Below are 13990 nucleotides of genomic sequence, written 5' to 3' on the forward strand. Positions count from 1 at the left end.
AAGTCTAAAGAGGGAGCGGTTGGCTAACCTTCTGAAGGCTGCCGCGGCGGGAATAAAGCTGGCAAAAATCACGGGATGCGGGGGATGAAGGTCACAGTTTTTAACCTCAGGGAAAGCGATGGCCGCTATCAGTCTGACCAGGCTCAACTTTTCCGCCTCATCGCGAAAAGTTATAACCTTATTAAAAATGCGGCATTGATAAACATTTTCAATATCATTTAATTAACTATAATGAACCAACTGATTACGCGGCGTTAACAGCTTCTGCGCCGCCAAACACTAGTGGAGAAGATGAACATGAGTTATACACTGCCATCCCTGCCTTACGCCTACGACGCCCTGGAACCACACTTCGACAAAGAAACGATGGAAATCCATCACAGCAAACACCACCAGGCGTACGTGAACAACGCTAACGCAGCGCTGGAGTCCCTGCCAGAATTCGCAAGCCTGCCGGTTGAAGAGCTGATCGCTAAGCTTGACCAGCTGCCAGCCGACAAGAAAACCCCGCTGCGTAACAACGCGGGCGGCCACGCTAACCACAGCTTCTTCTGGAAAGGCCTGAAAACCGGTACCACCCTGCAGGGCGACCTGAAAGCGGCTATCGAGCGCGATTTCGGCAGCGTGGACAAATTCAAAGAAGAGTTTGAGAAAGCCGCTGCTACCCGTTTCGGCTCCGGCTGGGCGTGGCTGGTACTGAAAGGCGACAAACTGGCGGTGGTTTCTACCGCAAACCAGGACAGCCCGCTGATGGGCGAAGCCGTTTCCGGCGCATCCGGCTTCCCAATCGTGGGTCTGGACGTGTGGGAACACGCTTACTACCTGAAGTATCAGAACAAACGTCCTGACTACATCAAAGCGTTCTGGAACGTTGTGAACTGGGACGAAGCAGCAGCGCGTTTCGCCGCTAAAAAATAATTCTGCTGTAAGTTGATTATTAAGCCTTCACGTAATGTCGTGAAGGCTTTTTTTTGCTGAATAAATAAATACCTTAATGTCAAAGACAGAGACAAGCGATCAATGGCAGTATCACAAAGAAGCATGTATTTTATTTAACGGAATAATGAAAAATATTGTTAGTTAAACATATTGCCTTATTGGCTAATAATAGAGAGTATGTGAAAGAGATTGAATAAAACCCTTTTTATTCAATTTATTATAATTGTATTATTTATTTTTATATGTGAATATTTTATTCGATGAATGTTGATATTTGTTTGAGGAATATTAACTGATGAATTTTTTAACATCTTTATGACCGACATTCAAATTTTGATTTAAGTCCTGTGTCTATATTGAAATGGCGTTTCTGTACGGATATTTTAGCGGTGAGGGACCTCATTTCTTGCTCACTGCTAATTTATTTTATATGGAAATTCTTATGAAAAAATGTCTTTTCCTTTTATTACCTCTTGCGGTAACAAGCGCTCACGCGGTGTATGTCGACGTGCGTCATGAATATCTCGATGACAGCAAAGCGAACTATGACCGTGCTTATATTTCACACCGTTTTGCCAGCGGCTTTGGCTTTGCAATTGAAGCCATTTCGAAGTCCGGCGGTGACGATACCAATAAAGCCTTTAATGATATGGAAACTCAGGGCAACGAATATACGGCCAGCTATCAGTTTAAGGTGGGGAACGTCGCCTGGCAGCCGGGGGCCGTGCTGGAAACAGGTAATGGCTACTCGGTTTATAAGCCCTACCTGCGAGCGCACTGGACGCTGAATGATGCATGGTGGGTAGGAGCGCGCTATCGCTTCGAGTACATCCGCCGCTCGTCAGAAACGGACACCCGCGACGATGACACCATTAACCGTATGGATGTCTGGGCGGGATATAAATGGCGCAATTTTGACTGGTCGATTGAAGGGATTTACAAGAAGGCTGATAAATATAATCTCTATGACGGTGGTAAAGATAATTATGAGTATAACTTCAGAACTGCTTATTTGATTGATGCCTGGTCGCCGTTTATCGAAGTTGGCAACGTCGCCGTCAGCAGCAGCAGTGACGATCGCCAGACTCGTTTCCGCGTTGGGCTTGGCTATACGTTTTAATCCCACACGGTAAACAGAGCTGTCACCCCAAGTAATATTCGAAGTCCTGAAAAATTATCCGGCTGTTGTAAAACAACCGGATTTTTTTTGCTTACATCACACCTAACAGGCGTGGCAGGAAAAGAGGAATGTCAGGAACAAAGGTGATCAGCAGTAATACGCCAATGATCGCCGCATAAAATGGCATTAATGGTTTGATCACGTCTTCAACTTTTACTTTCCCCACGCTGGCACCAACATATAACCCGCTGCCTACCGGCGGGGTAATGGTGCCGATTGCCAGGTTGTAAACCATAATAATGCCGAAGTGCACGGGATCGACACCCAGCTTTGTCATGATAGGCAATAATATCGGCGTGAAGATGAGGATGGCCGGGCCAATATCCATAAACGCGCCGATGATTAACAGGAAGGCGGTAATGACCAGCAGGATCACCATTTTATTCTCCGATATGCCGAGAATCATATTGCTCAGTGCGCCGGGAATATTGGTGATCGCCATCGAAAATGACATGGCGGAGGAGGTAGCCAGCAGAAACATAATAATGCCGGTCATGATCACCGTCTGGATAAGAATGGCTGGCATATCCTTTATTTTCAGAGTCTTGTAGAACACCATGGTGAGAAAAAGTGTATAAACCACCGCAATGGCCGAGGCTTCTATCGCGGTGAAAATCCCCTGCACTATACCGCCGACAATAATCACGATTAGCAGCAGGCTGGGTACTGCTTCAACCGTCACTTTTAACGCCACGCCTTTTTGCAGCGCAAAAAAGACCCGATAATTATGACGTTTTGCTACCACCCAGGTTACCGCCATGCAGCCCAGGCCCCAGAGCGTACCGGCCACCATGCCACCGGCAAAAAGCGCGGCGATAGAGGTGCCACCGCTGGCTAGGGCATAGAGGATAAAGGCGGTGGTCGGTGGGATGAGCATCCCGGTCGGCGCGGAGGCGATATTGACCGCAGAGGCAAAGCTGCGGCTGTAGCCCTCTTTGGCGCTCATCGGCACCATCACGCCGCCAATGGAAGTGGATGCCGCAATGGCCGAGCCGGAAATCGCCCCAAACATCATATTGCCGATGATATTGGTGTAAGAAAGCGAGCCCGGCAGGCGCCCGGTAAACAGTTTCGCGAAGTTGACCAGCCGGCCAGCAATGCCGCCGCTGTTCATCATCACCCCGGAGAGCACGAAGAACGGCACCGCCAGCAGGGCGAAGCTGTCCAGGCTTGAGAACATTTTCTGGGCGGTGGCAAACATTGAAATTTCAAAGGGCAGCACCAGCATCATGGTGCTGCATGAGGCGATAACAATACACAGGCCAATCGGGGCGCTCATCGCCAGCAGGATGACAAAAACCGCAATCAGCATGCAGGAAGCTAAGACTGGATCAATCATGGTGATTCTCCACTGGCAGCGCCGCCGGGGATGAGAGGGAACGCAGAGTTTGCATAATGTTGAGCGCGCTATAGACGATAATCAACACGCCTGAGACGGGCAGGGCGTAATAGATTTTCCCCATCGGAATGCCCAGCGCGGGGGAGATTTGCAGCATAGATATCGAGGATATTTTCAGGCCGCCGATGATAAGCACCCACGCGGAGAAGGCGATAAACACCAGCTGCAGGCAAACTGTCCACCACGCCCGCACGGTGGGTGGAACTTTGTCGACCAGAATCGTCAGGCTGATATGCTGCTGTTTTCCGGCGACATAGGCCATGCCCAGCATGGAAAGCCAGACCAGCGAAAAGCGCAGCAGCTCTTCGGTAACGGTGCTGGGAACGCCCACCACATAACGGCTGATGACCTGCCAGCAGGAGACGACCACCATCATCGTCAGTACAAAACAGCAGACGCCTTCGAGCAGCCTGTCGAGTCCCTTTCTAATTGTTTCCATAAATTTTTCCCGTATCCGTTTATTTTGCGGCCTGAATGGTTTGATACAGCGCGTCCAGCTGCGGCGAGTTTTTCAGTTCTGCGTAAATAGGCTGCACGGCCTGCTGGAACGGCCTTTTGTCGATGTCGAAAAACTCGACGTTAAATTTGTCGACCGCCTCCCGCTTCGTTTTTTCTATTTCGGCATCCCAGGCGGCCTTTTCAAATTCGATGGAGGCTTTGACCGCCTCGCCGACTGCTTTTTGCTGGCCGGACGTGAGCTTTTCGAGGGCCAGCGAGCTCATCAGGAGAATGTCAGGGATGCGGGTGTGCATATCGTAGGTGTAAAAGTGGGCGACCTCGCCGTGGCGGGCGATGGTCAGTGCAAATTCGTTATTCTCTGCGCCGTCAAGGATGCCCTGCTGCAGAGAGGTGTAAACCTCGGCCTGGCTCATGGCGATGGGAGAAGCGCCGAGCAGCTTCAGCGTGCGGATTGCCGTCTCGCTTTGCATCACGCGGATTTTCTTGCCCTGCAGATCCTCAATGCGGCGAATGGGGGCTTTGCTCATATAAAAGCTGCGTGCGCCAGAATCGTACCAGCCGACGCCGATAAACCCCTGCGCGGCGGTAGAGTGATAAACCGGCCCCATGACCTTCTCGTTATCCATCACCCGGTAGTATTCATCTTTATCCGCAAAGAGATAGGGCAGCGAAAACACGCCGTACAGCGGTGAGAAGCTTTCCATTAAGCCTGACGAGACTTTGGTGATGTCTACCACCCCGGCTTGCGTCAGTTCAACCAGCTCGCGCTCACCGCCAAGCTGGCCGTCCGGGAAATAGACAACCTTAACCTCGCCGGCAGTCTTTTCTTCTATCTGGCGGCCCAAAAAGCGCAGCGCATCTTTAACCGGTTGGCTATTTTCAGCATAGGCGAGACGTAAAACGGTGGCAGCGGAGGTAGTCAAAGGAATAAAGGTAAGACAAAGCAAAAAAAGTAAGACTGTCCTTATTATTTTCATACGAGCCTCATCATGAGTTAGTTTCACGAGGAAACTACGGGAGATGGGCCTGATAAACCTTTGAGCTTTTGCCACCGGAAAGGCAAACGTGGCAGTGGGAAGAACATATCAAAAGGCCGGCTCACAAATTCAGTACTCTTTCTGAATGGGCTACATTTGTTCAATAATTATGCAGGCAGTGGTTTCAGGCAGGATTAATTAGAAATGAATTATCGCTTGATGGTCCGAAAGAGGTTGCATAATCCCCGGCTGGAGGCGAGCCTGAGCTATCACACTGCTATGACCGCTATCGGCAATCAAGGAGGGGCAGATGCACTATCCGCTACAGGTTTATATCGGCAAAATTCGTGAATATGAAGGCAGCAGGCCGAGCGCTATCGGCAAATATCAGGTCGACGGCGAGCTAAAACTGACCGAGCTGGGGCTGGAAGGCGATCAGCAGGCCGAAAAGGTCATTCACGGCGGCCCTGACCGTGCCCTGTGCCACTATCCTCGCGAACATTATGCCCACTGGGTACAAGAGTTCCCCGAGCAGGCAGAGCTGTTTACAGCGCCAGCGTTTGGCGAGAATTTTTCAACGGTTGGGCTGACGGAACAAAATGTATTTATCGGCGATATCTTTCGCTGGGGCGACACGCTGATTCAGGTCACACAGCCTCGCTCACCCTGCTTTAAGCTAAATTATCATTTTGGTGTTAGCGATATGGCATCGCAGATGCAGGCGTCAGGCTATTGTGGTTGGCTGTATCGCGTGGTCATGGCGGGTAAGGCATCGACGGAAACGCCGCTTGAGCTGGTTTCCCGTGTCAGTGACGTCAGCGTAGCGGAGGCTATCGGCATCGCCTGGCACATGCCGTTTGATGATGAGCAGTTTCACCGCCTGCTGTCGGCGGCAGGGCTTTCAACAAGCTGGACGCGCACCATGCAGAAACGACGACTTTCCGGAAGGATTGAGGATAATTCGCGGCGGCTGGTGGGCAAGTAGCGCTTAGCGAAAACGCCAGTCCCAGAAACGAAAAAACCCGCCAGAAGGCGGGTTTTAGAATTTTTATTGCTTAAGTAGCAATTACAGGCTGGTTACGTTACCAGCTGCTGGACCTTTAGCACCACTTTCGATGGTGAAAGATACTTTCTGACCTTCGTCCAGGGACTTGTAGCCATCGTTCTGGATAGCAGAGAAGTGTACGAACACATCTTTAGAGCCATCGTCAGGAGTGATGAAGCCGAAGCCTTTGTCAGAGTTGAACCACTTAACCAGACCAGTCATTTTAGCAGACATTGATATTACCTTTTAAATAGAGTTTGCCTTACGGCGTATTGGTATGCTTTACAGATTTTTGAAGCGGTAAGGAGAAACTCACTTTGAAAGGTATCTACGATAACTTCGGATGGAGGACTGCTTTGCTTGAAAGGTCTGTACGTCAAACCGATGAAGGCATTAACGCACATTTAACCAGCCACTGACAAGTACTATTTCAGCCATCCACATGGCCAGAGGTCAGGAGGGCTGAAAATTCCCCGCCGGGAGGCGGGGAAATCACATCATTGCATGCTGTTTTGCGCGCTTGAATAAGCCTGCATAAACGCCTGATGCTGTGATGCCAGAGGGCCGATCAGCGAGTTGTACTGGCTGGCCTGCTGGGAGGTCGGGAACTGGATGCCGCCGGCGGTGAAGCCCACCTGAGTACCCTGCTGCTGAATGAAATCGCCTACCTGAACCAGCTGCTGGGTAAAGGTCTGAGCTGCCGGTATCAGCGGAGCCATAGCGTTTGCCGGTGTGGTCACCACTTTCTGGAAGACCTGGTCATAAACGGTTTTCAGATCGTCCGGCTGCTTCAGCGCAGAATGCGCACCATCGGCCTGCATTTTTGCGTTCTGCACCTGCTGGCCCAGCACGTTAAGAGACCCGTTCGCCTGACGCAGCGGATCGCGCTGGGTCAGGTAATCCTGCGGCACACGAATGCTGTTCACGCTGTCGACAACAGGCTTCATGCCTTCGTCCATCGCCTGGCTAATCTGCTGCGAGAAGCCGTAGAGAATCGCATAGTCAGACACCAGTGGACCAAACTGTTTTTTCTGATCGGTCGTCAGCGTCGGCAGACGTTCACCGCTGCGCATCACCGTGTTCTGCAGAAAATCGATAAATGCCTTACGCTGATCGCCTTCTTTATCGAAGCAACCGCTCAGACTGACCACCATCAATAACGCCGCGAACGACGCAATCCAGCGAGAGCAGGACTTACCTGTCGCCATCTTTCTACTCCTTCAACCAAACAATACAAATGCGCAAATGCGTACCCGATAATGCTGCTAAGGATAGTCCAAGCCGTGCCCGCAAGATACCCTTTAACAACAATCTCTTCAGACAAAGCCCCTGCTGATTATCAGCCATCGTGATAGCGGATGTTAAGCATTTGTTATCCCCCTCACAAATCCGATGGCTGTTTGTCACCCGCAAACTCTCTCCAGTCTATTAATATTTAAGAACTAATTTTGGACAGGCACGGCGTCTCTCTGTGTGCCGTACGATAATCGCACACATACACCTGACGGATGATTGCCGTAACGGTCGTGGAGTGGTTTGCTTTAACGAACGATTAACGAATTTTCGTTCGATAATCGCACATTTCCGTTATCCGCCAGGGCATGTCTTATGACACAAACAACGACTGATATTCAGACATTTATTAATGAAAGCCGCTTCTCCAGGTTCCAGTGGCTGATTCTTGTCCTTTGTTTTATCACCGTCGCGCTGGACGGTTTCGACACGGCCATCATTGGCTTTATCGCCTCCGATCTGGTGCAGGAGTGGGGCGTGCAGAAATCCGATCTCGGCCCGGTGATGAGCGCTGCCCTCGTCGGACTTGCGTTTGGCGCATTGACCGCAGGCCCGATGGCCGACCGCATCGGCCGCAAAAAAGTGCTGGTGCTGTCCATTCTGGTCTTTGGCGGCTTCAGCCTGCTGACGGCATTCGCCAACAGCCTGACGACGCTCGCGCTGCTGCGTTTTCTTACCGGGCTTGGCCTTGGCGCAGCCATGCCAAACGCGGCGACGCTGATGTCCGAGTACGCGCCGGAGCGCAAACGCGCGCTGCTGGTGAACCTGATGTTTGTCGGCTTCCCGATTGGCTCGTCGATGGGCGGATTTATCTCCGCCTGGATGATCCCGCATCTGGGCTGGCAGAGCGTATTGGTGCTGGGGGGCGTGATGCCTTTAATTCTCAGCGTTGTGCTGATGATCTGGCTGCCTGAATCCGCTCGTTACATGGTGGTGAAGAAGAAACCGCAACAAGAGATCGCTGATATCCTCAAACGCATAGCACCCTTGCCGGCAGGGGAAAACGTTCGCTTTGTGCTTAACGAAGCAGGCGGCCACATCAAAGACAAAACGGCGCTGGGCGTGATTTTCTCTCCGCGTTATCTGGTCGGCACGCTGATGCTGTGCCTGACCTATTTCATGGGCCTGCTTATTTTCTATCTCCTGACAAGTTGGCTGCCGCTGCTGATCCGTGAAACGGGTGCGACGCTTAGCCAGGCGTCAATCGTTACCGCGCTGTTCCCGCTGGGGGGCGGCATTGGGGTACTGGTTATCGGTGCGCTGATGGACAAGCTGAATCCGAACAAGGTTGTGGCGGTGGGCTATCTGCTGACGGGGCTGTTCGTCTGTCTGGTGGGCTTCTCGACATCAAGCCTGGTCTTGATGGGGGTGATGGTGTTTATCGCCGGCACCATCATGAACGGCGCGCAATCTTCCATGCCGGCGCTGGCGGCAGGCTTTTATCCGACGCAGGGACGGGCGACAGGCGTGGCGTGGATGCTTGGGCTTGGGCGCTTCGGCGGTATTCTCGGTGCCTTCAGCGGGGCATTTTTGATGCAGGCGGAGCTCTCTTTTAAAACCATCTTTATGCTGCTCGCCATTCCAGCCGTGCTGTCCGCAATCGCTCTGCTGGTAAAATCCTGGGTCGGTTTACGCGCGCCGCACGTGAACGAAGCGGCTAATCACGATCTGGATAAAGCTACGCAGAAAGCATGATGGCAAAACCCGCGACCAGCGCCGGGCGTTGGTCGCGAATTGCATAACCATTTACAAATTTATACTAAGTACCCCGGCTTGCCTGCTTTTCAATCTCTTACACCGCTTAATCTTTCAGCTGAAACGCATAAGCAGCGTGCCGCGCAAAAATAGTTTTTCCCTCAATCATCAGCACGCTTTTTTTCGGGCTACTCTTAAAAGGCTTCTTACCCTTCACGAGGTCAATGTGTGATTTATGAGGAGTTCTCAATGGAATATAAAGATCCAATGTTTGAACTGCTGAGTAACCTTGAGCAGATAGTTTTTAAGAACGAACAGACAGTATCAACACGGCAAAAACCTAACGCCTTTTCCGAATTCGAGCAGCTCCGCAAGAGTACGGGTCTAAAAATAGACGATTTTGCTCGCGTGATGGGGGTTAGCGTGACGATGGTACAGGAGTGGGAATCAAAACGAATCAGACCCTCCAGTACCGAGCTGAAGCTGATGCGCCTGATTCAGGCGAATCCAATGCTTAGCAAACAGCTGATGGAATAATTTTGTACGTTTTAGTCCGACCGCTTGACTCAAAACCCCGCTAAGTGATGCGGGGTTTTAGATTGCTGACAAAGAAGGAAAAAGCGTGGTTTTTCCTTCTTTGTGATAAGCAGGCGAAAACCAATGAATTGATTTTCCTTGTTATTTATTCGGTGAGATCTTTGCGAAACGCATTCGCTTCAGGTTTGTCATCCGTCTGAAACCCGCTTAAGGATGCGGGTTTGTTGTTTTTAGCCCCTGCAATTTTCCCGCCATGTGACGGGAAACCCTGATCCAGATCAATTTTATAAGCATTTAATTTACAAATGAACAACATATATTTACAAAGCTAATTTTAAATTTAAATATTTAAAATCAATTGGATGGTGTGCTTTTGTTGCTGTAATGTTACCGATAACGCCAAAAACCTCGCGATCTTATCCGCACTTTTCTGCATTGCATTCAGCTCAAAAAAGGTTAGTTTCTTTTGTATAACAAAAGAACCCTTAGCAGGGTAACTAATTTGAGTTACCCCTTTGGTACAAGCTGACAGGAAGCGTTATGAGCAACAATGGAAACGAGGATGTCCCCTCAAGACGTCGTTTTTTACAACAAACCCTCTCACTGATCCCACTGGCTGCGGCTGGTAGCGGTCTGGTGTCACTGAGCAGCGCGGCTGCGCCTGGTAAAACAGAAGGCGTGAGCGCGCACTATGTGCCGACCTTCTTCAACAATGACGAATGGGCGTTCGTGCTTGCGGTAACTGACCGTTTGATCCCTGAAGATGAAAATGGGCCCGGTGCGGTCAGTGAAGGCGTGCCGGTATTTATCGATAAGCAGATGGAACTCCCTTACGGCTACGGTCATCTGTGGTACATGCAGGGGCCGTTTGCCACTGCGGAACCCGAGCTTGGCTATCAGTCCAGCCTGGTGCCACGCGAAACATGGCGACGCGGCATCAAGGCGGTGAACGCCTGGTGCAAAAAAGAGTTTCAGAAAAGCTTTGCTGAACTCAGCCATCAGCAGCAGGAAGATGTCCTGCATCAGCTCGAAGGCGGCAAACTGACCTTTGAAGAGGTGCCGGGTGGCCTGTTCTTCACGCAGATGCTGGAGAACACCAAAGAAGGCTATCTGGCCGATCCGCTCCACGGCGGCAACCAGACGCTGGCATCGTGGAAAATGATTGGTTTCCCGGGCGCTCGCGCCGATTACCAGCAGGTGATGGATAACCCTAATAAACCGTATCCGCTCGGGCCGGTCAGTATTTCAGGGAAGAGGAGCGTATAACCGTGGCGATTAAAAAAGAACCCGTAGATGTGGTGATCGTTGGCTTCGGCTGGACCGGATCGCTGATGGCGATGGAGCTGGCCGATACAGGGCTTAAAATTCTGGCACTGGAGCGCGGAGAAGCGCGCGACACCTACCCTGACTTCGCTTACCCTCGTATTGCTGATGAGCTGACCTACGGCATTCGTCTGAAGCTATTCCAGAATGCTTCTAAAGAGACGGTCACCGTGCGTCACAAACAATCCGACACCGCGATGCCGTACCGTCGTTTTGGCTCTTTCCTGCCAGGCGACGGCGTCGGCGGTGCGGGTTCGCACTGGAACGGCATGTTGTGGCGTCCGCTAAAAGCGGATATCAAAATGCGCAGCACGGTGATTGAAAAATATGGCGCGGATTTCATCCCCGCGGATATGACGGTGCAGGATTATCCCTTCAGCTATGAAGAGATGGAGCCTTTCTTCGATAAATTCGAGAAAATTTGCGGCACGGCGGGCCAGGCAGGGAACGTGCAGGGCAAAATCCTCGAAGGCGGTAACCCGTTCGAGGCCGAACGCCAGAATGCCTATCCAACCAAAGCGCTCAAGCAGCAGTATGCAGGCATGTTATTCAGCAAGGCGGCAAAAGAGCTGGGTTACCATCCTTTCCCGGTGCCGGCTGCTAACTGTAGCGAACCCTGGACCAACCCGTACGGCGTCCAGCTTGGCGTCTGCAACTACTGTGGTTTCTGCGAGCGCTTCGGCTGCTTTAACTCATCCAAAGCGTCGCCGCAATCCTGTGTTATCCCCGCGCTTAAGCGACACGATAATTTCGAGCTGCGTACCCAGTCGCATGTGCTGCGTGTTAACACTGACTCCACGGGTACCAAAGCCACAGGTGTGACCTACATCGACGCCAACGGGCAGGAGGTCGAGCAGCCGGCGAATCTGGTCGTGCTGAGCGCCTTCCAGCTGCACAACGTCCGTTTGCTGCTGCTGTCACAGATCGGCAAGCCTTACGATCCCGTCACGGGTGAGGGTGTGGTAGGGCGTAACTACGCCTATCAAATGAACGGCGGTATCTCGCTCTATTTTGGTAAAGACACTGACTTCAACCCGTTCGCCGCGACCGGCACCACCGGCATGTATATCGACGAATTTAACGCCGAGAATTTCGACCACTCCGCGCTTGGCTTTATCGGCGGGTCGACCATTTCCGCCACCACGACCGGCGGACGCCCGATTCAGCAGATGAATACGCCAGCGGATGCGCCGAAGTGGGGTTCAGGCTGGAAAAAGGCCATCAAAGACAGCTACCTGCATACCATGAGCGTCGGCGCTTCCGGGTCGGTCATGCCGTACAAGCAGTGTTACCTTGACCTCGATCCGACCTATAAGGATCTGCATGGCCAGCCCCTGCTGCGAATGACCTTCGACTGGCAGCCAAACGAACTGAAAATGACCCACTTCACCGGGATGAAAGCGGAGGAAATCGTTAAACAGATTAACCCGCCGCGCTACCAGATGGGCTTTAAATGGATGGATGCGCATTACGATGTGCGGCCTTATCAGTCCACGCACACCACCGGCGGTGCGGTCATGGGGGACAATCCAAAAACCAGCGTCGTGAACAAATATATGCAGAGCTGGGACGTGCCGAACGTCTTTGTTCTGGGGGCATGCTGTTTCCCTCAGAACCTTGCGTACAACCCAACCGGGATTGTCGGCGCCACCGCACTGTTTGCCGCTCACGCGATTCGCACGCAGTATTTAGCTAATCCTGGACCATTGGTTCAGGCCTGACAGGGAAGGATGCAGATGAAATTTCAATGGAAAACGCGACTTTCTTTGTTGGCTCTGGCTACGCTTTGCAGCGCAGCGGCACACAGTGAAGCGCCCGCCACCGGGCAGCAGCTGGCGGCAGCAGGTGACTGTATTGCCTGTCACACGGCCACCGGCGGTCAACCATTTGCCGGGGGGCTGAAAATGTCCACGCCGGTAGGGGCGGTTTACTCTACCAACATCACGCCGGACAAGCCGACCGGTATCGGTGAATACAGCTATGACGATTTTGTGAAAGCTGTGCGGGGCGGCGTGGCGAAAGATGGTCATAACCTTTATCCGGCAATGCCGTACACATCGTTTTCGAAAATATCCGATGAGGATATGCACTTGCTGTATGACTACTTTATGAACCAGGTTAAGCCAGTGAACCAGGCCAATAAAGACAGTGATATCCCGTGGCCGCTGAACATGCGCTGGCCGCTGTCGATGTGGAATCTGGTCTTCCATAACGACGATGCGTTCCAGCCTGAGAAAGGGCAAAGCGCACAGTGGAATCGCGGGGCCTATCTGGTGCAGGGGCTGGGGCACTGTGGTTCCTGCCATACGCCGCGCGGCATCGGTTTCCAGGAAAAAGCGCTCGATCAGCACGATGATGCCTGGCTGACAGGCGGTACGCTGGAAGACTGGCATGCGCCGGATCTGACGGGTAACGTTAAAGATGGGCTGGGCCGCTGGTCTGAACAAGAGATAGTTGAGTTCCTGAAAACCGGCCACACGGATGGCAGTATGGCGTTTGGTTCGATGAGTGATGTGGTGGTCGACAGCACTCAGCATCTGAGCGATGAGGATCTTAAAGCGATAGCGGTCTACCTGAAGTCGCTTAAGTCTTCCGATCCGAAAGCAGTGGCGCCGCAGGCGGACACCGCGACGGCCATGGCGCTGACGAAAGGAGACATGAGCAAGCCGGGGGCGCAGGAATATATGGATAACTGTGCCGCCTGCCACCGTATCGACGGCAAGGGCTATGCCAAAACCTTCCCGGCGCTGGCGCACAACTCCGCCGTGCTCAGCGATGACCCGTCATCTCTGATTAGCGTAGTGCTGCGCGGCGGTAAGGCACCAGTAACCGAAGGGGCGGTAACCGGTCTGGCGATGCCTGATTTTGCCTGGCGTCTGGATGACAAGCAGATGGCAAATCTTTTAACCTTCGTGCGCAGTGGCTGGGGTAACAATGCACCAGCGGTGACCGCAGAACAGGTTAAAGATATCCGTAAAAATCTGCCGGCGGTGGAAGACAAAGGTGTAGCGAAAGCGCAGTAACTCGCCTGAATCAGCGACTTTGACTAACAACAAACCCCACATCGCGTGGGGTTTATTTTTTTAGGAGCTGCAGATTTGTAACACGGAGGGTTATTCACACGACGAGTGTGATTATTATTT

Annotated in this window: 13 protein-coding genes; 8 read left to right on the forward strand and 5 right to left on the reverse strand. The window is 52.1% G+C overall.

Annotated features, from left to right (window positions below; genetic code table 11):
• Window positions 1-297: 297 nt before the first annotated feature.
• Window positions 298-918 carry a superoxide dismutase [Mn] gene (gene sodA / locus HYQ67_RS17640; RefSeq protein ID WP_202305627.1) on the forward strand — a complete coding sequence of 207 codons (621 nt, stop codon included), beginning with the start codon at window positions 298-300 and terminating at the stop codon, window positions 916-918.
• 463 nt (window positions 919-1381) lie between these two features.
• On the forward strand, window positions 1382-2059 hold the full coding sequence (locus HYQ67_RS17645) for an oligogalacturonate-specific porin KdgM family protein (protein WP_431355451.1): 678 nt from the start codon (window positions 1382-1384) through the stop codon (window positions 2057-2059).
• A gap of 91 nt (window positions 2060-2150) precedes the next feature.
• Here HYQ67_RS17645 and HYQ67_RS17650 read toward each other — a convergent pair whose 3' ends face one another.
• The 3 genes from HYQ67_RS17650 to HYQ67_RS17660 are packed head-to-tail and all read right to left on the reverse strand — an operon-like array spanning window position 2151 to window position 4954.
• Entirely contained in the window at window positions 2151-3458 is a 1308-nt protein-coding gene (locus HYQ67_RS17650) for a TRAP transporter large permease (RefSeq protein ID WP_202305631.1), read from the reverse strand.
• Complete coding sequence (locus HYQ67_RS17655; protein WP_202305633.1) at window positions 3451-3957, reverse strand: TRAP transporter small permease; 507 nt, start codon at window positions 3955-3957, stop codon at window positions 3451-3453. Before HYQ67_RS17655 ends, HYQ67_RS17650 begins: the two co-directional genes overlap by 8 nt.
• Before the next feature lie 19 nt (window positions 3958-3976).
• Window positions 3977-4954, reverse strand: coding sequence for a TRAP transporter substrate-binding protein DctP (locus HYQ67_RS17660; protein WP_202305635.1), 978 nt, complete (start codon window positions 4952-4954; stop codon window positions 3977-3979).
• Between the two features lie 310 nt (window positions 4955-5264).
• Between HYQ67_RS17660 and yiiM the strand changes: the two genes are divergently transcribed.
• A complete protein-coding gene (yiiM, locus tag HYQ67_RS17665; RefSeq protein WP_202305637.1) occupies window positions 5265-5939 on the forward strand; it encodes a 6-hydroxyaminopurine reductase in 675 nt (224 codons plus the stop codon).
• Window positions 5940-6020: 81 nt separating this feature from the next.
• Here the strand turns inward: yiiM and cspE are convergent, their stop codons facing one another.
• Both cspE and HYQ67_RS17675 read right to left on the reverse strand, forming a co-directional pair.
• The gene (gene cspE, locus HYQ67_RS17670; protein ID WP_121264842.1) at window positions 6021-6233 is read right to left on the reverse strand and encodes a transcription antiterminator/RNA stability regulator CspE; all 213 of its coding nucleotides are present in this window, start codon (window positions 6231-6233) and stop codon (window positions 6021-6023) included.
• A 263-nt stretch (window positions 6234-6496) separates the two neighbouring features.
• Window positions 6497-7207, reverse strand: coding sequence for a DUF3053 domain-containing protein (locus tag HYQ67_RS17675; protein WP_202305639.1), 711 nt, complete (start codon window positions 7205-7207; stop codon window positions 6497-6499).
• 400 nt (window positions 7208-7607) lie between these two features.
• Between HYQ67_RS17675 and HYQ67_RS17680 the strand changes: the two genes are divergently transcribed.
• From HYQ67_RS17680 to HYQ67_RS17700, 5 genes are all read left to right on the forward strand, one after another.
• Window positions 7608-8987 (forward strand): MFS transporter, encoded by a 1380-nt coding sequence (locus HYQ67_RS17680; RefSeq protein WP_202305641.1) that lies wholly within the window; start codon window positions 7608-7610, stop codon window positions 8985-8987.
• A 249-nt stretch (window positions 8988-9236) separates the two neighbouring features.
• Window positions 9237-9524, forward strand: coding sequence for an HTH-type transcriptional regulator (locus tag HYQ67_RS17685; protein ID WP_202305643.1), 288 nt, complete (start codon window positions 9237-9239; stop codon window positions 9522-9524).
• A 540-nt stretch (window positions 9525-10064) separates the two neighbouring features.
• Window positions 10065-10790, forward strand: coding sequence for a gluconate 2-dehydrogenase subunit 3 family protein (locus HYQ67_RS17690; protein ID WP_202305644.1), 726 nt, complete (start codon window positions 10065-10067; stop codon window positions 10788-10790).
• A gap of 2 nt (window positions 10791-10792) precedes the next feature.
• Window positions 10793-12568 carry a GMC oxidoreductase gene (locus HYQ67_RS17695; RefSeq protein ID WP_202305645.1) on the forward strand — a complete coding sequence of 592 codons (1776 nt, stop codon included), beginning with the start codon at window positions 10793-10795 and terminating at the stop codon, window positions 12566-12568.
• Between the two features lie 15 nt (window positions 12569-12583).
• A complete protein-coding gene (locus HYQ67_RS17700) occupies window positions 12584-13870 on the forward strand; it encodes a c-type cytochrome (RefSeq protein ID WP_202305646.1) in 1287 nt (428 codons plus the stop codon).
• Window positions 13871-13990: the final 120 nt, after the last annotated feature.

Source organism: Dryocola clanedunensis subsp. sulfonylureivorans, assembly GCF_016756775.1.
Lineage (GTDB): Bacteria > Pseudomonadota > Gammaproteobacteria > Enterobacterales > Enterobacteriaceae > Dryocola > Dryocola clanedunensis.

Bases quoted from the DNA above. Each gene is read 5' to 3' on its own strand.
- sodA (WP_202305627.1), top strand. From the start codon at position 298: ATGAGTTATACACTGCCATCCCTGCCTTACGCCTACGACGCCCTGGAA.
- HYQ67_RS17645 (WP_431355451.1), top strand. From the start codon at position 1,382: ATGAAAAAATGTCTTTTCCTTTTATTACCTCTTGCGGTAACAAGCGCT.
- HYQ67_RS17650 (WP_202305631.1), bottom strand. From the start codon at position 3,458: ATGATTGATCCAGTCTTAGCTTCCTGCATGCTGATTGCGGTTTTTGTC.
- HYQ67_RS17655 (WP_202305633.1), bottom strand. From the start codon at position 3,957: ATGGAAACAATTAGAAAGGGACTCGACAGGCTGCTCGAAGGCGTCTGC.
- HYQ67_RS17660 (WP_202305635.1), bottom strand. From the start codon at position 4,954: ATGAAAATAATAAGGACAGTCTTACTTTTTTTGCTTTGTCTTACCTTT.
- yiiM (WP_202305637.1), top strand. From the start codon at position 5,265: ATGCACTATCCGCTACAGGTTTATATCGGCAAAATTCGTGAATATGAA.
- cspE (WP_121264842.1), bottom strand. From the start codon at position 6,233: ATGTCTGCTAAAATGACTGGTCTGGTTAAGTGGTTCAACTCTGACAAA.
- HYQ67_RS17675 (WP_202305639.1), bottom strand. From the start codon at position 7,207: ATGGCGACAGGTAAGTCCTGCTCTCGCTGGATTGCGTCGTTCGCGGCG.
- HYQ67_RS17680 (WP_202305641.1), top strand. From the start codon at position 7,608: ATGACACAAACAACGACTGATATTCAGACATTTATTAATGAAAGCCGC.
- HYQ67_RS17685 (WP_202305643.1), top strand. From the start codon at position 9,237: ATGGAATATAAAGATCCAATGTTTGAACTGCTGAGTAACCTTGAGCAG.
- HYQ67_RS17690 (WP_202305644.1), top strand. From the start codon at position 10,065: ATGAGCAACAATGGAAACGAGGATGTCCCCTCAAGACGTCGTTTTTTA.
- HYQ67_RS17700 (WP_202305646.1), top strand. From the start codon at position 12,584: ATGAAATTTCAATGGAAAACGCGACTTTCTTTGTTGGCTCTGGCTACG.